The 22,028-nt window shown below is 63.3% G+C and carries 19 protein-coding genes; 11 read left to right on the top strand and 8 right to left on the bottom strand.

From position 1 onward, the window contains the following. The first annotated feature begins 136 nt into the window (after positions 1-136). Complete coding sequence (locus tag CHB97_RS10180; protein ID WP_089287860.1) at positions 137-610, top strand: hypothetical protein; 474 nt, start codon at positions 137-139, stop codon at positions 608-610. 80 nt (positions 611-690) lie between these two features. Here CHB97_RS10180 and CHB97_RS10175 read toward each other — a convergent pair whose 3' ends face one another. Beyond that, positions 691-2,487, bottom strand: a complete 1,797-nt coding sequence (locus CHB97_RS10175) for an acyl-CoA dehydrogenase (RefSeq protein ID WP_089287859.1) — start codon at positions 2,485-2,487, stop codon at positions 691-693. 302 nt (positions 2,488-2,789) lie between these two features. On the opposite strand from CHB97_RS10175, the gene CHB97_RS10170 reads away from it, so the two are divergent. Beyond that, on the top strand, positions 2,790-3,737 hold the full coding sequence (locus CHB97_RS10170; RefSeq protein ID WP_143270826.1) for a hypothetical protein: 948 nt from the start codon (positions 2,790-2,792) through the stop codon (positions 3,735-3,737). A gap of 105 nt (positions 3,738-3,842) precedes the next feature. Beyond that, positions 3,843-4,262, top strand: coding sequence for a large conductance mechanosensitive channel protein MscL (gene mscL / locus CHB97_RS10165; RefSeq protein WP_089288105.1), 420 nt, complete (start codon positions 3,843-3,845; stop codon positions 4,260-4,262). A 42-nt stretch (positions 4,263-4,304) separates the two neighbouring features. Here the strand turns inward: mscL and CHB97_RS10160 are convergent, their stop codons facing one another. The 3 genes from CHB97_RS10160 to CHB97_RS10150 form a co-directional block, all read right to left on the bottom strand. Further along, positions 4,305-4,694, bottom strand: coding sequence for a cytochrome c family protein (locus CHB97_RS10160; RefSeq protein WP_089287857.1), 390 nt, complete (start codon positions 4,692-4,694; stop codon positions 4,305-4,307). 275 nt (positions 4,695-4,969) lie between these two features. Beyond that, entirely contained in the window at positions 4,970-7,216 is a 2,247-nt protein-coding gene (locus CHB97_RS10155; protein ID WP_089287856.1) for a xanthine dehydrogenase family protein molybdopterin-binding subunit, read from the bottom strand. Between the two features lie 4 nt (positions 7,217-7,220). After that, positions 7,221-7,679: a (2Fe-2S)-binding protein gene (locus CHB97_RS10150; RefSeq protein WP_089287855.1), complete on the bottom strand. Its 459-nt coding sequence runs from the start codon at positions 7,677-7,679 to the stop codon at positions 7,221-7,223. A 239-nt stretch (positions 7,680-7,918) separates the two neighbouring features. Here CHB97_RS10150 and CHB97_RS10145 point away from each other — a divergent pair, with 239 nt between their 5' ends. Together CHB97_RS10145 and CHB97_RS10140 are read left to right on the top strand one after the other, a co-directional pair. Beyond that, positions 7,919-9,454, top strand: coding sequence for a YifB family Mg chelatase-like AAA ATPase (locus tag CHB97_RS10145; protein ID WP_089287854.1), 1,536 nt, complete (start codon positions 7,919-7,921; stop codon positions 9,452-9,454). Positions 9,455-9,539: 85 nt separating this feature from the next. Beyond that, positions 9,540-10,475, top strand: coding sequence for a DMT family transporter (locus tag CHB97_RS10140; protein WP_089287853.1), 936 nt, complete (start codon positions 9,540-9,542; stop codon positions 10,473-10,475). 7 nt (positions 10,476-10,482) lie between these two features. On the opposite strand, the gene CHB97_RS10135 is transcribed toward CHB97_RS10140, so the two are convergent. Beyond that, positions 10,483-10,974: a GAF domain-containing protein gene (locus CHB97_RS10135; RefSeq protein WP_089288104.1), complete on the bottom strand. Its 492-nt coding sequence runs from the start codon at positions 10,972-10,974 to the stop codon at positions 10,483-10,485. A 100-nt stretch (positions 10,975-11,074) separates the two neighbouring features. Here CHB97_RS10135 and CHB97_RS10130 point away from each other — a divergent pair, with 100 nt between their 5' ends. After that, on the top strand, positions 11,075-11,344 hold the full coding sequence (locus tag CHB97_RS10130; RefSeq protein WP_089287852.1) for a LysR family transcriptional regulator: 270 nt from the start codon (positions 11,075-11,077) through the stop codon (positions 11,342-11,344). A gap of 130 nt (positions 11,345-11,474) precedes the next feature. On the opposite strand, the gene CHB97_RS10125 is transcribed toward CHB97_RS10130, so the two are convergent. Together CHB97_RS10125 and CHB97_RS10120 are read right to left on the bottom strand one after the other, a co-directional pair. Continuing rightward, on the bottom strand, positions 11,475-11,741 hold the full coding sequence (locus CHB97_RS10125; protein WP_089287851.1) for a hypothetical protein: 267 nt from the start codon (positions 11,739-11,741) through the stop codon (positions 11,475-11,477). An 80-nt stretch (positions 11,742-11,821) separates the two neighbouring features. Further along, positions 11,822-15,607 (bottom strand): vitamin B12-dependent ribonucleotide reductase, encoded by a 3,786-nt coding sequence (locus CHB97_RS10120; RefSeq protein WP_089287850.1) that lies wholly within the window; start codon positions 15,605-15,607, stop codon positions 11,822-11,824. Between the two features lie 474 nt (positions 15,608-16,081). Between CHB97_RS10120 and CHB97_RS10115 the strand changes: the two genes are divergently transcribed. The 4 genes from CHB97_RS10115 (at position 16,082) to CHB97_RS26795 (ending at position 18,884) form a co-directional block, all read left to right on the top strand. Next, a complete protein-coding gene (locus CHB97_RS10115) occupies positions 16,082-17,086 on the top strand; it encodes a lysylphosphatidylglycerol synthase domain-containing protein (RefSeq protein WP_160105744.1) in 1,005 nt (334 codons plus the stop codon). Positions 17,087-17,252: 166 nt separating this feature from the next. Next, a complete protein-coding gene (locus CHB97_RS10110) occupies positions 17,253-17,642 on the top strand; it encodes an NADH:ubiquinone oxidoreductase subunit NDUFA12 (protein WP_089287848.1) in 390 nt (129 codons plus the stop codon). Between the two features lie 91 nt (positions 17,643-17,733). Next, positions 17,734-18,279 carry an outer membrane lipid asymmetry maintenance protein MlaD gene (gene mlaD, locus CHB97_RS10105; RefSeq protein ID WP_089287847.1) on the top strand — a complete coding sequence of 182 codons (546 nt, stop codon included), beginning with the start codon at positions 17,734-17,736 and terminating at the stop codon, positions 18,277-18,279. Positions 18,280-18,350: 71 nt separating this feature from the next. Continuing rightward, complete coding sequence (locus CHB97_RS26795) at positions 18,351-18,884, top strand: DUF2155 domain-containing protein (protein WP_244559489.1); 534 nt, start codon at positions 18,351-18,353, stop codon at positions 18,882-18,884. Here the strand turns inward: CHB97_RS26795 and aat are convergent. Then, positions 18,818-19,471 carry a leucyl/phenylalanyl-tRNA--protein transferase gene (aat, locus tag CHB97_RS10095; protein WP_089287846.1) on the bottom strand — a complete coding sequence of 218 codons (654 nt, stop codon included), beginning with the start codon at positions 19,469-19,471 and terminating at the stop codon, positions 18,818-18,820. The two genes, CHB97_RS26795 and aat, sit on opposite strands and share 67 nt — an antisense overlap. Positions 19,472-19,733: 262 nt before the next feature. On the opposite strand from aat, the gene CHB97_RS10090 reads away from it, so the two are divergent. Continuing rightward, positions 19,734-21,827, top strand: coding sequence for a methyl-accepting chemotaxis protein (locus tag CHB97_RS10090; RefSeq protein ID WP_089287845.1), 2,094 nt, complete (start codon positions 19,734-19,736; stop codon positions 21,825-21,827). Positions 21,828-22,028: the final 201 nt, after the last annotated feature.

Genomic DNA, 22,028 nt, shown 5'->3' with positions numbered 1-22,028 from the left:
CCTGCACAGGGATATTGTGGAAATTCGACCTATGACATTCGTCGGTACAAAGGGGGAAAGCGGAACCACTGCATCCGTTGGCGTGTTTTCAGGGTTGTAAAGGCGATGACGCCGGCCATGAAGGAGGATTACCGTCATGAAGACCTGTTACGCCCTGTTGACCGCCGGTCTGCTGGTGGGCAGCAGCCTGGGGGGCACCGCTCTGGCCCAGTCCAGCATGGGGACCGATGGCACTGCCGGGATGACCAGCCCCACCACCGGTGTTGGCCCGGAGGCACCCCCGACACCGCTGCCTTCCACCGATCCCATGGCGACTCCCGCCCCGGATACAGCCGCCACCGGCAACCAGATGTCAGCGGACGGCATGTCCGCACAGCAGGGCCCGCGCGTGCTGGCGGAGATTGATCCGGACAGCATTTCCGGCAGCGGCCGGCAGAAGAATGCCCAGCTGACCACCCAGCTGCTGAACCGTTTCAACACGCTGGGTTTCGCCGAGGTGAAGGAATTCACCCGCGATTCCGGTGTCTATAAGACCGAGGCCAAGACCAGTGATGGTCAGTGGGTGACGGTGATGATCAACCCGGAAGAAGGGACGATCACCCAGCAGTAACACCACATTCCCCAGTAAAAAGGCCGCCACCCGCAGGGGGAGGCGGCCTTTTCCTTAACAGGGCCGATCAAACGACCCGATCAGAACTGATCTTCTGCCAGTGCCATCACGCTGCGATGACCGGCCAGGATGGGCTGCAACAGGCCTGCGGTGGTGGGCAGGATCTGGTCGGCATAGAAACGGCCGGTGATCATCTTGGCATCCAGGAAGGCGGCATCGGCGCCGGGCTGCATCAATTGTTCCTGGGCGGCCAGCATCGCCTTGGCGGTCAGGAAGCCGCCAATGGTGACGCCGAACAGGCGCAGATAATTGACGGCACCTGATGCAACGGCCGTCGGATCAGCCTTGCCGGTCTCCACCACCCAGGCCGTGGCCTGTTCCAGTGCCTGGATGGCGGTCGACAGGTTGGCGCCCATGGTGGCCAGATCGTCGCCGGCCCCGGCGCTGGCTGCCGCCGCAATCTCCTTCATTTCCGCGATCAGTTCCCCGGCCGCTGCCCCGCCATCGCGCGACACCTTGCGGAAGACCAGATCATTGGCCTGGATGCCGTTGGTGCCCTCATAGATGGGGGCGATGCGGGCATCGCGGTAATGCTGGGCCGCCCCCGTCTCTTCAATGAAGCCCATGCCGCCATGAATTTGCACGCCCAGGCTGGTCAGCTCCACGCCCAGATCGGTGGACCAAGCCTTGGTGATGGGGGTCAGCAGGTCGTTCAAGGCAGCGGCCTTGCGCCGCGCATCGGCATCATCGTGCCGGTGGGCATTATCCAGGGCGGCGGCCGTGTAATAGACCAGGGCGCGGGCCGCCTCGATCTGCGACTTCATGCTCAGCAGCATACGGCGTACATCCGGATGCTTGATGATGGCCACCGGGTTGGGATCCTTGCCGGTCAGCGCCCGGCTCTGGATACGGCCCTTGGCATAGTCCAGCGCCTGCTGATAGGCGCGTTCGGCAATGGCAACACCCTGAAGACCCACGCCCAGACGGGCATTGTTCATCATGGTGAACATATATTCGATGCCGCGATTTTCCTCGCCCACCAGATAGCCGATGGCGCCGCCATTATCGCCATAGGCCATGACGGCGGTGGGGCTGGCATGGATGCCCATCTTATGTTCCAGCCCGGCGCAGCGCAGATCATTGCGCGCCCCCAGCGAGCCATCTTCATTCACCAGGAATTTCGGCACCACAAACAGGCTGATGCCCTTGATCCCGGCCGGCGCGGTGGGGGTGCGGGCCAGCACCAGATGCACGATATTCTCGGTGAAATCATGTTCACCATAGGTGATGAAAATCTTCTGACCGGTGATCAGCCAGGTGCCGTTTTCGCCCGGCACCGCCTTGGTGCGCACGGCACCGACATCGGAACCGGCCTGCGGTTCCGTCAGGTTCATGGTGCCGGCCCATTCACCGCTGATCAGCTTTTCCAGATAGGTCTGCTTCTGCTCTGCCGAGCCATGGGCCTGCAACAGCTCCACCGCCCCCTGGTTCAGCATCGGGCAGAGGGCGAAGGACATGTTGGCCGAGGTCCACATTTCCTGGATCGGCAGGGCCAGCGTCCAGGGCAAACCCTGGCCACCAAATTCCGGATCGAACGGCACGGCGTTCCAGCCGCCATCGACATATTTCCAATATGCATCCTTGAAGCCGGTGGCGGTGCGCACCGCGCCATTTTCCAGCGTGGCGCCTTCCTGGTCACCCACCCAGTTCAACGGCGCCAGCACATCACGCGCCAGCTTGCCCGCCTCTTCCAGCACGGTATCGGCAAGATCAGGCGTCACCTCCTCAAAACCGGGCAGGCTGGCCACCTGCGGCAGGCCGACAACGTGGTTGAGGGTGAAACGCATATCCCGGATCGGTGCGTTATAAGCGGTCATGAGGACTGTTCCTTCCCAGCGCATTGGCATTGGCGGCGGTTCCAGCGTCCGTCCGCAGGCACAACATGGCGTGAACTTTCCAACCCGGCAAGCCTTGCCGTGCGGAAATCAGCGAGGGGGTTGATTATGGGCCTATGTATTTTGGCAAAACAGGCTATTTTTCTTAGAAAAATGGGACGACTTGCCCGGTTTGGCGGCGATTTGCGGACTTACGCAACGGAATGATGTGACTAAATGTCTATAGACTTTCTTGGCACGCTGATTGCTTAAAGAAGGGCAGACCTATTTTTGGGAGATTGGCCGTGACCGCCTTCTTCAATGCCCTGAACCGCAGCAACGCCACCGAATCTCTCGGTGCGACGCGTAACGCCCCGGCCCAGGTGATCAAGGCGGTACAGCAGGCCAGCAGCGCCACGGGCGTGGATTTCTCCTATCTGATGGACAAGGCCAATGTGGAGAGCGGTTATCGAACCGATGTGAAGGCCAAGACCAGCAGCGCCACCGGCCTGTTCCAGTTCACCGAAGGCACCTGGCTCAACATGGTGCAGCAGCACGGTGCCGAACATGGTTTGGGCAAATATGCCAGCCAGATCACCACCGGGGCCAATGGCAAGCCACAGGTCTCCGACCCGGCCATGCGCAAGGAAATCCTGAATCTGCGCAAGGATCCGCGCTATTCAGCCCTGCTGGCGGCCGAGCTGGCCAGCGACAACAAGGATCATCTGGAAGGGAAGCTGGGTCGCCCCGTCGGCAACACGGAGATGTACATGGCGCATTTCCTGGGCGCTGGCGGCGCCACCAAATTCCTGAAGGCGCTGGAGAAGAACCCCAATCAAATTGCTGCCAACCTGCTGCCGGATGCCGCCAAGGCCAATCTCAATGTCTTCTATGATGGCACCCGGCCGCTGACCGTCGGCCAGATTTTCGATCGCTTCTCCGCCAAGTTCGACGATGCCCCGGCACAATTTGCCGACAGTTCTAACCTGGGCACCCAGCAGGCGACGGACGAAACTGCCCAGCCCTGGCTGACCGGCTATCGTTCTGGCGCATCGGCGCGGGAGCCGATCTCCACCTTCACCATCATGATGCTGGACAGCCTGGCCCCGCCCAGCGCGGATGAGGAGGAGAAGAAGCGCGCCACCGGCGGCGGCACGCGGGGCGAGAAGCAGGAAAAGGAACAGAGCCCCACCGGTGCCGCTTCCGGCCAGAGCGCCACCCCCTCGGTGATCCCCGGCATGTTGGCAGCTTAAAGTTTTATGCCCTTGTATGGGCTGGTAAATTATTGGCGGATGCAGCAATCTCGGGCGACCGGGATGGTGCTGTGCACCGCCATTTGTCATTCGGGGGAAGCCCTCATGCTTGAGGAATTCAAGAAATTCATCAGCCGCGGTAATGTGATCGACCTCGCGGTCGGTATCATTGTCGGGTCTGCCTTTACGGCTATTGTCACATCATTGGTGAATGATGTGCTGATGCCACCGCTGGGCTATGTGATGGGCGGGATCGACTTTTCCGACTATTTCATCAGCCTGTCGGGGGGTGACTATGCTTCGCTGGCCGCTGCCAAGGACGCCGGGGCTGCCACCATCAATTATGGTCTGTTCATCAATGCAGTGATCAAATTCTTCATTGTTGCTTGGGCTGTGTTCATCCTGGTCAAGCAGGTCAACCGCCTGCACAAGAAGGAAGCTGCCGCCCCGGTGGCCCCCACCAAGGACCAGTTGCTGCTGATGGAAATCCGCGATCTGCTGAAGCAGGATCGCCAGCCGTCGTAATTGGCTGACGGTGCCCGGATTGGCCGGGCGCCGTCCGTCAATTCACAAGGTTTTCAGATAGGCGATCAGGTCGGCCCGGTCCTTGGGCTCCGGCGTTTTCAGCACCATGCTGGTGCCCTTTATCGTATGCACCGGGTCATACAGATAATTATCCAGCGTATAGGCATCCCAGACCAGGGCGCTCTGCCGCATGGTCTTGGAGTAGCGGAAGCCTTTTTCAGTGCCGGCGGTGCGGCCAAAAATGCCCTGCAGATGCGGCCCCTTCTTTTTGGCACCGCCGGGTTCCAGGGCGTGGCAGGTGGCGCAACGGTCCTCGAAAGTTTTTTTGCCGGCCTCGGCATTGCCGATGACCGGTTGGGCCGGTGCCGCGCCGGGAAAAACCAGCGCGCCCAGTACCATGCCGGACAGGATCAGCCTGCTCTTTATCATCATTGTCCCCTGTGACCACCGGGGCTCAAGCCCCGGTCCTTGTTGGAAGCCCTGGTGACAATGATGGGGCGCTGCCGGGCAACCATTCCAGCGCCCGGCAGCATTACCCCTTTCGCGCCGGACCTATCCGCCGAGGGTTTGACCCTTGGCGGATAGGAGGCTGGCGACCGCCAGCCCGGCGCTCATGCGCCGTGAAGCCAAGCTGCCGGATGGCAGCGCCCGGCGTGTGAGGGAACGTGAAATCTTCCTTGATCGGTCACGATCAAGGAAGATCGGTATCAAACAATACCCGCCTTGCTGAAGGGCAGGTCATAGAGGCGCTTGCCGCCCGCCGCTGCAATGGCATTGGCAACGGCGGGGGCAGCACCGGGCACGCCCGGTTCCCCCACGCCGGTGGGGCGTTCGGCGCTGTCAACGATATGCACTTCCACCGCCGGCATGTCGGCATAGCGCAGCGGTTCGAACGTATCGAAATTGGCCTGATCGACAATGCCATCGGTCAGGGTGATGGCATCACGCAGGGCATGGCCGATGCCCCAGCCGGTGCCGCCTTCAATCTGCGCCTTGATGACATTGGGATTGACGGCGATGCCGCAATCCACCGCCACCACCACGCGATCCACCTTCACCTTGCCATCGGCCTTGATGGTCACCTCCGCCACATGGGCGACATAGGTGCTGAAGCTTTCATGCACCGCCACGCCCCGGCCCCGCTTGGTCCCGGCCGGACCGGCGGCCAGCGGCTTGCCCCAGCCAGCCTTATCGGCCGCCAGTTTCAGCACGCCCCGCAGGCGCGGATGTTCTTCCAGCAAGCCCAGGCGATAGGCCACGGCATCCTTGCCGGCAGCGGCGGCCAGCTCATCGATGAAGGCTTCCTTGGCATAGGCCGTGTGGGTATGGCCCACCGACCGCCACCACAGCGTCGTCACCGGTGACTTGGCGATATGCATGTCAACGGCCAGGTTGGGCACCTTATAGGCCAGATCGGCCACGCCCTCAGTGGCGGAATTGTCCACCCCATTCTTGATCGCCACAGCTTCAAAGCCGGTGCCGGCCATGAAGGATTGGGTGACGATGCGCTGTTCCCAGCCGACAATATTGCCCTTGGCATCCAGCCCGGCCCGCAGCTTATGCAGGACCAGCGGGCGGTAACGGCCGCCCTTGATGTCATCTTCCCGCGTCCAGACCAGATGCACGGGGGCCTTCTTGCCCTTCGCCGCCAGCGCCTTGGCGATGATGACCGTTTCGGCCATGTAATCGGCGGTCGGGGTGGCGCGGCGGCCGAAGCTGCCGCCGGCCCAGACCGTGTTGATCTTGATCTTGTCCGGGGTGGTGCCCAGGATGCCGGCGGCAACCCGCTGTTCCACGCCCTGGAACTGGGAGCCGGCCCAGAATTCCGCCCCGCCATCCTCGGTCAGTTCCACCACGGCGTTCAGCGGTTCCATCGGCGCATGGGCCAGATAGGGGAAGCTGTATTCCGCCTCGATCACCTTGGCGGCACCCTTGATGGCGGCGGCCGTGTCACCCTTGGCCGTTGCCACGGCACCGGGCTTTTTGGCCAGTTCGCGGTAATCTGCCAGCATCTGGTCGGTGCCGCGCTTTTCCGCTTGGCTGTCATCCCAGGTGATGTTCAGCGCCTCGCGGCCCTTGATGGCGGTCCAGGTATTCTTGGCCACCACGGCCACGCCGATGGGCAGGCTCAGCACCTCCAGCACGCCGTGAATGGCGCGGGCTGCCTTGTCATCCACGCTCTTTACAGTGGCGCCAAAGCGCGGGGCGCGGGCCAGCACCGCCGTCACCTGACCGGGGCGGCGGATATCCATGGCGAAGATCGCCGTGCCATTGGTCTTGGAGATGTGATCCAGACGGTGCAGCGTCTCATTGCCGATCAGGCTATACTGCGCCTTGTCCTTCAGCTTCACACTGGCCGGCACCGGCAGCTTGGCGGCAGCGGCGGCAAAGGGGCCAAACGGCCCGCTCTTACCGGATTTGGCATGGCTGATGACGCCCTTGGCGACGGTGATTTCGCTGGCCGGCACCTTCCATTCCGCAGCGGCGGCATCCACCAGCATGGCGCGTGCGGCGGCACCGGCCATGCGCAGCTCATCCCAGCTATTGAAGACGGCGGTGGAACCGCCGGTGCCCTGCATCCCGAAGGCATGGTTGGCGTAAAGCTTGCTGTCGGCGGGGGCGAATTCCCCGCGCATCTGCGCCCAGTCGGCGTCCAGCTCCTCCGCCACAATGGTGGTCAGGCCGGTCATGATGCCCTGGCCCTTGTCCAGATGCTTCACCAGCACGGTGACACTGCTGTCTGGCGCCACGCGGACGAACACGTTCGGGCGCGGGTCGGGCGGGCCCACCAAGGAGGGGGCGGGGCGGGCAGCCATGGCGCCCAGCGGCACCACGGCACCGATTACTAGCGCCCCGCCGGCACCGGCGGCCCCCTTCAGGAAGGAACGACGGGAGGGGGCGGCCTCCACCACATCAGCGGCTGCGGCGCGCAGGATCTGCGGCAGGTTTTTCATGGCCTCACGTCCTCGCCAGCGTGGCGGCTTGCTTCACCGCCGCCTTGATCCGCACATAGGTGGCGCAGCGGCAGACATTGCCGTCCATCGCCGCCTCAATATCCGCATCGCTCGGGTTCGGGTTCTCGGCGATCAGGGCGGTGGCGGCCATGATCTGGCCGGACTGGCAGTAACCGCACTGCACCACATCCAGATCGGCCCAGGCCTTCTGTACGGCCTGCGCCGCCTTGCCCTGGATGCCTTCGATGGTTGTGATCTTGGCGTCTGCGGCGGCAGACGCCGGCAACTGGCAGGACCGGGTGGGCACACCATCGACATGCACGGTGCAGGCCCCGCACAGGGCCTGACCACAGCCGAACTTGGTGCCGGTCATGTTCAGTTCGTCACGCAGCACCCACAGCAGGGGCATGTCTGCCGGCACGTCCACGTCACGGACCTGCCCATTGATGTTGAGGCGGATCATCTCTTCAGTCCCAATCGAAAGGCGTTCGGGGGTCGGCATTCCACGCGGCCAACCCTGGCGGGTGGTGCGGTTGGATGCCGGGGCCTTTTTCAGATGCCATCATGAAGGGGTGAAACCATTCCCGTCTTGCAGAAAATGACCCTTTTGATTGATGGCGCCTATCAGGCGCATCGAAGAGAATTCACCTGTATATCCTGGCTGTTGTGCTACCTATAAAGGGTAACGGCTGGGGGTGGGGCGTGGCGGCGCGTGTAGGAACGGTGGCCTTCCAGGGCATTGAGGTGCTGGATATCGATGTGCAGGTGCAGATGACGGGCGGGCCGCTGGCCTTCACCGTGGTGGGCCTGCCCGACAAGGCCGTGGGGGAAAGCCGCGAACGGGTGCGCGGTGCCCTGCACGCGCTGGGTATCGCCCTGCCGCCGCAGCGCCTGACCGTCAATCTGGCCCCCGCCGATGTGCTGAAAGAAGGCAGCCATTTCGATCTGCCGATCGCCCTGGCCCTGCTGGTGATGATGGGCATTCTGCCGGGCGATGCCATGGCGGATTATCAGGCGCTGGGTGAACTGGGGCTGGATGGCTCCATCTCCCCCGTGGCGGGTGTGCTGCCGGCGGCCATCAATGCCTCGGCCAATGGCAAGGGGCTGATCTGCCCGGCTGCTTGCGGGGGGGAGGCGGCCTGGGCGGGCGACGGGCTGGATATTCTGGCCCCATCCTCGCTGCTGGCCCTGATCAACCATTTCAAGGGCACGCAGGTGCTGACACGGCCGGAGCCAAAGCTGGCCGGTCTGGAGGAGGTGGGCAGCCACAAGGATCTGCGCGATGTGAAAGGCCAGGAAACGGCCAAGCGCGTGCTGGAGGTGGCGGCCAGCGGCGGCCATAACATGTTGATGCTGGGGCCGCCAGGATCGGGCAAATCCATGCTGGCCGCACGCCTGCCGGGCCTGTTGCCGCCACTGGATGCGGCGGAGGCGCTGGAAGTCTCCATGATCCATTCCATCGCCGGATCGTTGGAAGGCGGCAAGCTGATCCGCACCCGGCCGTTTAGAGAGGTGCATCATTCCGCCACGCTGGCGGCCATGGTGGGCGGGGGCAGCCGGGCGCGGCCCGGCGAAATCAGCCTGTCGCATCAGGGCGTGCTGTTCCTGGACGAGCTGCCGGAATTCGCCCGTGGCGCGCTGGAGGCGCTGCGCCAGCCGCTGGAAACCGGGCGCGCCACCGTCAGCCGGGCTAACCATCATGTGACATATCCCGCCCGCTTCCAACTGGTGGCGGCGATGAACCCGTGCCGTTGTGGCCATCTGGATGATCCGTCGCTCGCCTGTGGGCGGGCGCCGAAATGTGCGGCGGATTACCAGTCAAAGATCAGCGGGCCTTTGTTCGACCGTATCGATCTGCATGTCGACGTACCGGCGGTGTCAGCATCCGACCTGTCCCTGCCGCCGCCGCGGGAGGGCACGGCGGAGGTGGCGGCCCGCGTGGCCCAGGCGCGCGATATCCAGCGGGAGCGCTATGCCGCCTTGGTGCCGCGCGGCCAACCGGCCATCCGCACCAATGCGGAAGCGGATGGGGAGGTGCTGGAAAAGGTTGCCGCCCCCGAGGCACAGGGCCGCGCTTTGCTGACGGAGGCGGCAGAACGGCTGAAACTGTCGGCCCGTGGCTATCACCGCGTGCTGCGCGTGGCCCGCACCCTGGCGGATATGGACGGGGCCGACGGGGTGCGCCGGCTGCATGTGGCCGAAGCCCTGTCTTATCGCCGGGTGGCGCCGGGGCGGTGATTGCCCCGGGTGGATTGGGGGTATATAGGGGGCGTTCGTGGGGTTAATACCCTGGCTCTCGTTCGCCTGATTGGTCCGTTCTTCCGTGAAACCCGCCTTGTACCAGACCCGGCCCGGCGTTTATGCCCTGGCCACCCTCTGCTGCGCCCTGTGGGGCAGCTCCTATCCGGCCATCAAAAATGGCTATGCGCTGCTGCAGATCACGCCCGCCGATCTGGCCGGGCAGATGCTGTTTGCTGGCTGGCGCTTCACCCTGGCTGGGTTGATCCTGCTGCTGGCCGCATTGGGCCTGCGCAAGCGGCTGTTGCCGGTCAGCCGGCGGCAGGCGGGGCAGGTGGTTTTGCTGGGGCTGGTGCAGACGGCCCTGCAATATGTGTTTTTCTATATCGGTGTCGCCCATGCCAGCGGCATCAAATCATCCATCATGAATGCTACCGGCGTGTTTTTCAGCGTCGTGCTGGCCCATTTCATCTATGCCAGTGACCGGCTGAACGGGGTGCGCGCGCTGGGCTGCCTGATCGGATTTGCCGGCGTGGTGGTGGTCAATCTGGGAAAGGGCGGGGCAGGGGTGTTGGCCTTTGATTCCACCCTGACGGGCGAAGGATTCGTCGCCTTCTCCGCCTTCATCCTGGCTGCGGCGGCCATCTATGGCAAAGGCCTTTCGCGCGGCATGGATGCGATGGTGATGACCGGCTGGCAGCTTTTTATCGGTGGGCTGGTGCTGACCGGAATCGGCATGATGGGCGGTGGCCATCTGGAAGCGATGGGGATGCAGGCGGGTGTCCTGCTGGCCTATCTGGCCCTGCTCTCCGCCGTCGCCTTTTCGGTCTGGAGCCTGCTGTTGAAGCATAATCCGGTGGGGATGGTCGCCCCCTTCAACTTCCTGATCCCGGTCTTCGGCGTCTCCCTCTCCGCCATTTTCCTGGGCGAATCGCTGTTGCGCTGGAGCTATCTCAGCGCCCTGATCCTGGTGTGCGCCGGCATCTGGCTGGTGACGCGGATGCCGGCGCGGCAGGGGTGACGCGACCTTACCAGTCGCACCCATCCACCAGCAGGCTGGCCAGCGTCTCGATCCCCGCCTGATCGGCCGGATCGAACCGGTTGGGCAGCGGGCTGTCCAGGTCGATCACGCCCAGCAGCCGGCCGTCCTTGATCAGCGGCACCACCAGTTCAGACCGCGAAGCCGCATCGCAGGCAATATGGCCGGGGAAGGCGTGGACATCGGGTACCAGCACCGACTGCATCTGTTGCCCCGCCGTGCCGCAGACACCGCGCCCCAGCGGGATGCGCACGCAGGCCGGCTTGCCCTGGAACGGGCCCAGCACCAGTTCCGCCCCTTGCAGCAGATAGAAGCCGGCCCAGTTCAGGTCCGGCAGGGTGTTGAACATCAAGGCGGCGATATTGGCGCAATTGGCGATGCGGTGGCGCTCCCCGGTCAGAAGGCCAGCGGCCATGCTGGCAAGATCGGCATAGAGCGTGGGCTTGTCACTGTCGGCGGCCGGCTTGGCGATATCGAACATCTGGTCCTCTTTGGCTTTCGGTTCGTGCCGAAAGGCTGGATTGCTGGCGGGATTCGCTATATCCATATGAACATAACGTTCATTGGGGAGCGATCAAACCATGCTGGTACGCCATCTCTCCTATTTTGTCGCGCTTGCGCGTGAGCAGCATTTTGCCCGCGCCGCCAATGCCTGTGCCATCAGCCAGCCCACCCTGTCAGCCGCCATTGCCCGGCTGGAATCCGACCTGTCCACCCCCCTGGTCCGCCGCGGCCGCCGGTTTGAGGGGCTGACGCCGGAGGGCGAGCGCCTTCTGGAATGGGCGCGCGGCGTGGTGGCGGATTATGAACGGCTGTGCGGCGATCTGCAGGGGATGCGCGGGCGGGTGTGAGGCGTGGAGCCTAGCAGGTCAGCATCCGACCCCGCTTCGGGGCTGAATGCCAGCCTTATTTACATGCCGCCAGTTGCGCTCATAAAGCGTAAAAACCCCCGACGCTGGGATCGAGGGTGCTGTGCTACCTTCAAAGCTGGTAGAGGATGACACCTGCAAGAGCAGTTAAAACCAACCCCGCCAAACGTGCAGGGATTCCTTCAATCAAGGAGAGTTCCCCGCTCAAGTGGATCGGCAGAAGGCCAAAAGTCAGGCAGTAGATGCCTAAACCCATCAGAAGGCCGATGGCAAAACTGGCCCCCGTTCCCCAAAAGAGCCAGACAAGCAATCCACCTGACAACATGCCGGCACTGCAGCCTGCACTGGCCAGAATGAAACGCTTTTGCTCAGCCGTCATCTTCCGCCCCAGTCTTGATCACACAGCGATAAACGCGCGAATAGGACGGGTCAGTCCCATTCGCGTTCGTGATCCGCACCTCAGCTACACCCCGTTGTGCCGCCGCAGGTGTCGCATTTCAGGCAGGTGCCGTTACGCACCATGGTCATATTACCACATTCGGGGCAGGGGTCGCCCTCATAGCCGCGCGCGCGGGCTTCCTTGATACGCTCGAACCGCGCGTCGCTCCGGCCCACCGTACCACTGCGCAGGCTGGTGCCGGACAGGGCGTCGCTGTGAACCGACCCGTTGCTATAGCCGGTCGGCGCATCGGTGCCGGTGGCGGCATAGGCGGTGGTGGCGTTCTGGAAGCCGGCGACGATACGCCCCTGCTGGCCGCCCGGCACGACGCGCAGGTTGGAGCGGACATAGCCGGTGGACGCGATGCGGGCCACGGCGGCCAGCGTTTCCTGCGTCATCCGCGCCGCATTGTCCGGCAGTTCCGGCGCGCGGTTAGCGGCCTCCGGCAGGCCCGCCAGATCGGCCTGGGCATCGCCCCGGCCCATCGTGTCGGGCAGCAAATCTTCCGGCGTGGCATGGGCCAAGTCGTTGCGGCCCAGATAGGAAATGGCCAGTTCCCGGAACACATAATCCAGGATGGAGGTGGACATCTTGATGGCGTCGTTGCCCGTCACCATGCCCGACGGTTCGAACCGGGTGAAGGTGAAGGCCTCGACATATTCTTCCAGCGGCACGCCATATTGCAGGCCCAGCGAGATGGCTATGGCGAAGTTGTTCATCATCGACCGGAAGGCAGCGCCTTCCTTATGCATGTCGATGAAGATCTCGCCCAGCCGCCCATCTTCATATTCGCCGGTGCGCAGATACACCTTGTGCCCGCCGACCATGGCCTTCTGGGTATAGCCCTTGCGCCGCTGCGGCAGCTTTTCCCGGTCATGGGCGCGGACAACCTTTTCCACCACCCGCTCAACAACCCGTTCGACCACCTTTTCCGCTACCAGCGGCACGCGGGCGGCGGCGGGGGCCTCCACGATCTTTTCCACCAGCGTCTGTTCGTCGGCGTCGAAGCTTTCCTCATCCTCCTCCAGCACCTGGGCATTCAGCGGTTGGGAGAGCTTGGAGCCGTCGCGGTAGAGCGCATTGGCCTTCACGCCCAGCCGCCAGGACAGCATATAGGCTTCCTTGCACGCCTCCACCGGGGCCTGGTTGGGCATGTTGATGGTTTTGGAGATGGCGCCGGAAATGAAGGGCTGCGCGGCAGCCATCATGCGGATATGGGCCTCTGCCGACAGGTACCGCTTGCCGATCTTGCCGCAGGGGCTGGCACAGTCGAACACCGGCAGATGTTCTTCGCGCAGGCCCGGTGCGCCTTCCAAGGTCATGGCACCGCAGACATAGACATTGGCGGCCTCAATCTCCTTCCGGCTGAAGCCCAGATGGGCCAGCAGGTCGAAGCTGAAGGCATCCAGATCCTGTTCCGATACGCCCAGCACGTCGCGGCAGAAATCGACGCCCAGCGTCCATTTGTTGAAGACGAACTTGATATCGAAGGCCGATTCCAGGGCACCCTCAACCTTGGCGATCTCCGCGTCGGTAAAGCCCTTGGCGCGCAGCCGGGCATGGGTGACGCCTGGCGCGCCGACCAGCGTGCCGTTACCCACGGCATAGCGTTCAATGCGGGTGATCTGTTCGTCGCTATAGCCCAGGCGCGACAGCGCCTCTGGCACCACGCGGTTGATGATCTTGAAATAGCCGCCGCCGGCCAGCTTCTTGAACTTCACCAGTGCGAAGTCCGGTTCAATGCCGGTGGTGTCGCAATCCATCACCAGCCCGATGGTGCCGGTGGGTGCGATCACCGTGGCCTGGGCGTTGCGGTAGCCATGCTTCTCACCCAAGACCAAAGCCCGGTCCCAGGCGGCGCGCGCCGCCTCCACCAGATCGGCATCGGGACACTCGGCAGCCTTCAGCGGCACCGGTGCCACTGACAGCCCCTCATACCCCATCGCGGCGCCATGGGCGGCACGGCGATGGTTGCGGATGACGCGCAGCATAGGGTCGCGGTTGGGGGCAAAGCCGGGGAAGGGGCCCAGTTCGCCCGCCATCTCTGCCGAGGTGGCATAGGACACACCGGTCATCAGCGCCGTAATGGCCCCGGTCAGCGACCGCCCGGCCTCGCTGTCATAGGGCAGGCCGGCAGCCATCAGCAGGCCGCCAATATTGGCAAAGCCCAGACCCAGCGTGCGGTATTCATAAGACAGCCGGGCGATCTCCCGGCTCGGGAACTGCGCCATCAGGACGGAGATTTCCAGCACCAGCGTCCACAGCCGGCAAGCGTGGCTGAAGCTTTCGATATCGAAACGGCCGTCGGGCCGGCGGAATTCCATCAGGTTCAGGGACGCCAGGTTACAGGCCGTATCGTCCAGGAACATATATTCCGAGCAGGGGTTGGACGCATTGATGCGCCCCGCCGCCGGGCAGGTGTGCCAATCATTGATGGTGGTGTCGAACTGCACACCCGGATCGGCCGACTGCCAGGCGGCCAGCCCGATCTTGTCCCACAGATCGCGGGCGCGCAGCGTCTTGGCCACCTTGCCGTCGGTGCGGCGGATCAGGTTCCAGGGACCGTCATTTTCCACCGCGTTCAGGAAGGCATCGGGTACGCGCACGGAATTGTTGGAATTCTGGCCCGAAACGGTGAGATAGGCCTCCGAATCCCAATCCGTGTCGAAGCTCTTCATATCGAAGCTGGTGAAACCCTGGCCTGCCATCTGGATGGCGCGCTGGATGTAATTTTCCGGCACCAGATCGCGCCTTGCGGCGATGATCGCCCGCTTCAGGGCGCGGTTCTGCGTCGGGTCCAACCGTTCCGCATCCGGTCCGATCCCCTCATTGCAGGCGGCCATGATCATGTTCAGGTGACGCGACACCTGCTTGGAACCGGTGACGAGGCTGGCGACCTTCTGCTCCTCCACCACCTTCCAGTCGATATAGGCCTCAATATCCGGGTGATCGAGATCGACCGTCACCATTTTGGCCGCACGGCGGGTGGTGCCGCCGGATTTGATGGCGCCCGCCGCGCGGTCGCCGATCTTCAGAAAGCTCATCAGGCCCGACGATTTACCGCCACCGGCCAACTTCTCATGCTCCCCGCGCAGGCGTGAGAAGTTCGTTCCGCTGCCGGAACCATATTTGAACAGTCGGGCCTCACGGACCCAAAGGTCCATGATGCCGCCTTCATTCACCAGATCGTCGGCGACGGACTGGATGAAACAGGCATGGGGCTGGGGATGTTCATAGGCGCTGTTGGACGCCACCAGCGCACCGCTCTTCGGATCGACATAGAAATGACCCTGGCTGGGACCGTCAATGCCATAGGCCCAGTGCAGGCCGGTATTGAACCATTGTGGGCTGTTGGGGGCCGCCATCTGGCGGGCCAGCATGAAGCGCATTTCGTCATAGAAGGCGGCGGCATCCGATTCGCCATCGAAATAGCCGCCCTTCCAGCCCCAATAGGCCCAAGTGCCGGCCAACCGGTCGAACACCTGCCGGGCAGAGGTCTCTGCACCGCGCCGTTCGGAGTCGGGGAGGGTGGCCAGCACCTTGTCGTCGGCCACATGGCGCCACAGGAAGGGGGGAACATCATGTTCCTCCACTGCCTTCAGGGCAGCGGGCACACCGGCGCGGCGGAAATATTTCTGGGCCAGGATATCGCAGGCCACCTGGCTCCATTCCGCCGGCACCTCCACATCCTTGGCCTGGAAGACGATGGAGCCATCGGGATTGCGGATCTCGCTGGTGGCCGTTCGGAAGGGGATGTCCGTATAGGCGTCCTGACCTTCGATGGTGAAACGGCGCTCGATCCGCATGGTACTGGCCTCTCCCTGGTACGGCGGCGGGTGGCGCCACAAAGGCGCACGAAACCCATTCCCGCCCCAGGCAAGCGGGGCAGGTGCCTACAGATAAGATATGGTGACGAAGCGGAGGCTAGGCCACAGGGCCCCCCACATCAACCAGATTTTGTGACGGATTAACGTCTTCATACTGCTTATTGTGGTTGACGGGGTTATTCGCCGGGATGGGTGGAGAGGGGCCTAAAGCGGCAGGATTCCGGGATTCCCCGGACCCTGCCTGGAGTCGGAGTCGCCGCATTCACTTGCTTGTTTGCACATTCGGCTGCCACCTTTTGGCGCATTGGTCTAGTCAATCCGGACAGGGGGTTTCCATTCGGCCGGATCAGTGGCAGGGTGCCGCCGCCGATGGGGATGCATCCGATCGGTTCCCGGCCGCGTTAGTGACGCCAAGAGTGAATGTCAGAGCTTCCCGATTCCCTCCGAGAGCCCATGCCTGAACAAGATGCCGCCGCCCAACGGCGAAAAAAATGGCTGGGCATTGCCACAGCCCTTTTCATGGCGGTGCTTCTGGCGGTCGCCATCCGGCACGTGCTGTCGGAAGTGAAGTTCGAGGATGTCTGGGCCTATCTGCAAGCGCTGCCTTATACCCGCCTGTTGCAGGCGGTGGGGATCACGGCGCTCGGTTATTGGGTGCTGACACTCTATGACGTCTCCGCCCTGATCTATCTGAAGAAGAAGGTGCCCTATCGCACCACGGCCTTCGCGGCGGCGTGTGGTTACGCTTTCTCCAACAATATCGGCTGGGCAGTGCTCAGCGGTGCGGGGGTGCGGTTGCGCACCTATGGTGCCGCCGGCCTGACCCCGGCCGATGTCGCCCGCGTCGTTGTCTTCTCCACCACCACCTTTACCCTGGGCATCAGCTTCACCGGGGCGGTGGGGGTGCTGGTGGGGCCGCATCCGGTCGCCACCATGTTGAAAGTGCCGGAACTGCTGGTGCAGGGTCTGGCGGTGCTGACCCTGCTGGTGCTGGCCTCGCTCTGTATTATCACCGGGGTGACGCGCAAGCCGATCAAGCTCTGGCGCTGGTCGATCCAACTGCCGTCGCCTTTGGGGGTGATCTCCCAGATCGGTATCGGATCGCTGGAAATTGTGCTGGCGGCCGGGGTTCTCTGGTCGCTGCTGCCGCTGGACCATGGCATCGGCTTCACCGCCTATCTGGGCATTTATTGCGCGGCCCTGGTGGTGGCGATTTTCAGCCATGTGCCGGGCGGCATCGGGGTGTTTGAGAGCATCATCATCCTGGGCCTGTCGGATGACATTCCCGCCGGGCAGCTGCTGGGGGCGATGCTGGCCTATCGCTTCGTCTATTACATTCTGCCGCTGCTGCTGGCCGGCATCGCCATCGCCATCTGGGAAATCCGCCACCATACCGGCCGCATCGGCCGGGCGGCGGACCGGCTGCGCGGCCATGGGGAGCCGCCACCGGCGCCTTGATCAAGTCTGTTGCGCGATTTGGGCAGACCGGCAACGCCCTGGGCAGCCGGTTCAGCCTGCGCGCGGGGGTGGATTTTGCTGTGCGGCAATGCCATAGTCCCCCGCACTGCCGTATCCCGCGCCGTTGCCGCGGGGGTTTGTCCCTTCAGTCCCGAAACGGACCATCATGAGCAAACGCATCTCCCTGGTCACCTGGATGGCCAACATCCAGATCAATTTCTTCACCGCCCGTGCGGGCCGTCTGGTCGGTACCGACAAATACGGCAACAAGTATTACGAGGAGAAGAAAGCCCGCACCGGCCTGAAGGCTCGTCGCTGGGTGATCTATAATGGTGAGCCGGAGGCAACCAATGTGCCGCCGGAATGGCATGGCTGGCTGCATTATGTGATGGCGGACCCCCTGCCGGAGCAGAGCGTTTTCCACAAGCCGTGGATCAAGGAACACCAGCCGAACCCCACCGGTACGCTGCAGGCCTATCGTCCGCCCGGCCACCTGTTCGAAGGGGGCAAGCGCGACAAGGCGACCGGCGATTATGAGGCATGGACTCCGAACTGATCGGCACCATTTAGGGTTCATCATCGTCATGGCGGCGTTGATCCAGCGCCGCCATGTCCGTTTCGGGGTTTAGTCGGGAGTGGTTCTGTCCATGCGCAGGAATGTGATTGAGACCGTGCTGGGCGCGGTGGTGCTGGTGGTGGCCGGCTTCTTCCTGTTCTTCGCCTATACCAGCAGTTCCGTGCGGGCCGTCGGCGGCTATAAGCTGGAAGCACGGTTCAGCAGCACGGGCGGCCTGTCGGCCGGGTCGGATGTGCGCATCAGCGGGGTGAAGGTCGGCACCGTCACCAGCCAGTTCCTGGACAAGCAGACCTTCCAGGCCGTGGTGCAGATGGAAATTGACCGCAATATCCAGCTGCCCCGTGATACCTCTGCCGTCATCGCCAGCGAGAGCTTGCTGGGCGGCCGCTATCTCCAGCTTGATCCCGGCGGGGAAGAGGAGAAGCTGAAGGAAGGCGATCTGATCGAATATACGCAGTCCGCCGTCAATCTGGAGGATCTGCTGGGGCGCTTCATGTTCAATTCCGGCGGTTCCGGTTCCAAAGCCGGTTCCGGTGGCAATGCGGAAGCCCCGCCTGCAGCCGCCAATCAGGGTGCGCAGGCGCCGGCCCCCGGTGGCCTGCTGGGCGGTAAGTGAGACTGCCATGAAAGGGCCCGCTTCGGTGGGCCTGATGGGCAGGATGATGTTACGCTGACCGGACAGGTTCGATGCTGGTGAAGAAGATCGTTCGTGCGCTGCTGCTGGGGGCCTGCGTTGGCGCCGCTGCTGTTGCCACTGCACAGGATGCCACTGTGCCGACGGTGCCGGAGCCATCGTCGGCCCCAGACGTTCAACAAGACCCCGCTGCCGGGGCCCCGGCCGTGCAGCGCCCGGCACCGCCCCCCGCCCCGCAACGCAGTTTCGAGGCCATGCCGGTTGTCGTGCTGCAGGGGCTGGACAAGGTGACGGCGCGTACCTCCACCTTCGAAGCCAAGGTGGGGGATGTGGTGCAGTTCGGTCAATTGTCGATCCAGGTCAAGGCCTGCCGCAAGGCACCGCCGATCGATCCGCCGGAATCAGCCGCCTTCCTGGATATCGCCGAAATCCCGACCACGGCCGGTGCGGCGCCGGTGCCGGTTTTCGTCGGCTGGATGTTTGCCTCCAGCCCGGCGCTGTCGGCTATGGAGCATCCAGTTTACGATATCTGGGTCAAGGACTGCAAAAAGTCGGAAACCAAGGCCCGTTCATCATCCAAGCAGTAAAAATCGGCTTCAATCCGGGTCGCCTGCGATAGCTGCGCCCGGTATCGGTGGCGGGGAATTTCCACCGCGCCGAACTGGGCCAGATGCTCCGTGATGAACTGCGTGTCCAGCAGGCGGAAGCCGCCCGCCGTCAGCCGCGCCACCAGATGCACCAAGGCCACCTTGCTGGCATCGGTGGCGCGGGAGAACATGCTCTCCCCAAAAAAGGCACCGCCGATGGAGACGCCATAAAGTCCGCCCACCAGTTGGCCATCCCGCCAGCATTCGACCGAATGCGCATGGCCGGCGGCATGGAGCTGGCAATAGGCGTCCGTGATCTCCGCATTGATCCAGGTTTCCGGCCGCTGCGGACCACCGCCGGCACAGCCCGCCATGACCTGCCGAAACGCGGTATCGACCCGCACATCGAAGGGGAAGTGGCGTACGGTTTTGCGCAGCCGACGGGGAACATGAAAACCGTTCAGGGGCAGAATCCCCCGATGCGGCGGGTCAAACCACATCAAATCGGTGGAACGGGCATTCTCCGCCATCGGGAAAACCCCATTGGCATAAGCCCTTAACAATAATTCCGGTGTCAGAATGACCATGATGTCCTGGCAAAACTTCCACCAAGGTGGCGGGGATACAGATTAACAACTCTATGGGCGCTGGTGAATATGCAAACGTGATTTTGCAGCTAAAGCGAGCGTCACCCAAAATTAATAAAACTGACCCACAGACTTTATATCGGCAGCCCATATCACTTCAGGACAGGCCGGTGGTGGCGTTGTGGAAACAGTGCCGCCATCGGCTGCTGCGCCTCACGTATGTGTTGGATTTTAAATAAATTCCAGACACCGGGATACTGGCATGACCGATGTTACGCTGACCGCCCCGTTGAATGCCGATTTGGAAACGGGGACCGGGCGTTGGGGCCTGGGCGAATTGTGGCAGAAGCTGCGCGGCAAGGGCGAAGGTGGGGGTGATGATGGGGAAGGCGGGGTTTTGGCCCAGCTGTCCATCGTCACCCGCATCGGTTTGCTGGTCGGGGCAGCCCTGTTGACCGTGACGATGACGGCGGGCCTGTTCCTGCTGGGCGATGCACGGCGGGGCGATGCCTCCGACCGCATGACAGGTTTGTCCGTGGTGGCGGAAACGGCGGCTGAGCTGAACCGCCAGACCACTGCCTTGCAGCTTCATGCCACGCGCTTCCTGCGGGAACGTATCCCCGCCGAGGGGGAGGCCTTCCGCACCAGCCTGGCCAAGGTGAAAGAGGCAGCCGCCCGTATCGCCGCCCACCCGGCCGCAGCGGACAAGGCGGACACAGTCAACGCCATCCAGGCCAAGCTGGTGGCACTGGCTGACGCCTTCAACAAGGTGGATGACGCCACCCGTGCGGTCGGCTTCACCGATGAGGATGGTTTGCGCGGCCAGATGTTCAAATCGGTCGCGGCAACGGAAGGTGAGTTGAAGAAATGGCCAGCGGCAGTGGCGGCAGAGCTATATATCGGCATGGCGGAAATGCGCAATGCCGAGAAATCCTTCCTGCTGACAGGGGAGGATAAGTATCTGGGCCAGCATCGCAAGGCCTTCAACGAATTCTCCTTCTTCATTCCCGAATCCAAGCTGGACCCGGAAACCAAGACGGCCATTGACACGCTGTCACGCAAATATCGCCAGGATATGGTGGCGCTGGCCGACGCTACGGCGGCACAGCGTACAGCGATTGCCGCCTTTGCCCAGGTAGTGGCCGAAACGACGCCGCTGATTGATGAGCTGTTCACCTTCACGGCCGGTGGGCTGGAACAGGCCCGCGAGGCTGAGGCCACCATCCGCCGCCAGACCCAGCGGATGACCTTGCTGATTGGCGGTTCGCTGGTTGCCCTGTTCTGTGGCCTGTCGCTGCTGCTGGTGCGCTCGATCACCGGGCCGCTGGCGCAGATTGAACGCGCTATGGAAACGCTCGCTCGGGGTGAACGCCTGTCCTTCATCCCCGGCACCGCCCGCCGTGATGAGATCGGCGATATGGCCCGCGCCATCGATGTCTTCCGCGTCAATGCGGAAGAGATGGACCGGCTGAAGGTGGAAGAGCAGGAACGCGAGCGCGCGCATAAGCAGGCCTTTGCTGACCGGCTGGGCGGGCTTGCCCAGGCGTTGGAGCAGGAAGTGACGCGCCGCGTGGAAGTGGTGCTGACCGAGGCAGCGGGCATTTCCGACCTAGCCGGCAAGATGAATTCCGCTGCCCAGCGCACCGGGGAACAGAGCCAGGGTGTGGCCGGTGCCGCCCAGGATGCCACCAACAATGTGCAGACCGTGGCCGCCGCCACGGAGGAGCTGGCCACCTCCTCCCGCGAGATCGGCCGGCAGGTGACCGAAGTGGCGGATATGGTGCATGAGGCGGTAGCCCGTGGGGCCCAGACCCGCGCCATGATCACGCAGCTGGCCGAAGCAGCGCAGAATATCGGCCAGGCGGCCCAGCTGATCGGTGATATTTCCGGCCAGACCAATCTGCTGGCGCTGAATGCGACCATCGAGGCGGCACGGGCTGGTGAGGCTGGTCGTGGCTTTGCGGTGGTGGCGGCGGAGGTGAAAAACCTCTCCACCCAGACGGGGCAGGCCACGGAAGAGATCAGCTCGCAGATCACCGCTGTGCAGCGCGCCACTGAACGGGTGATTGGCGATATCCATCAATTGCATGAGGTGATCGCCCGGATTGATGAGATTGCGGGCGCCATCACCGCTGCCGTGACGGAACAAGGCAGCGCCACGGAGAGCATCAGCCACAGCGCCGCCAACGCCGCTGGCGGCACGATTGAAGTGTCTGACCGTATCCAGACTGTGGCGGCCGATGCCAGCGAGACGCGGACATTGGCGGATAATCTGGCGAACAAGGCGCGTCAGGTGACCGATGAAATGCAGTCACTGCGCTCCCGCCTGGGTGCCATCCTGGCGCAGGCGGCTTGAGAGGAGGGAAGGGGGCGGCGGTGATCGCCGCCCCCTGTTATGAGCGCGGTTATACCAATCCGCCGAGGGGTTGCCCCTTGGCGGATTGGAGGCCGGCGAACGCCGGGCCGCGCCACGTGGCGCGTAAGCCAAGGGCGCGGATGCGCCCGCCCGGCGCCTGAGGGAACAAAAAATCTCCCTGGATCGGTCACGATCAAGGGA

This window comes from Azospirillum sp. RU38E, from assembly GCF_900188385.1.
GTDB lineage: Bacteria > Pseudomonadota > Alphaproteobacteria > Azospirillales > Azospirillaceae > Niveispirillum.
The sequence above is the reverse complement of the archived record's forward strand: the minus strand, read 5'-3'. Positions and strand labels throughout refer to the sequence as shown.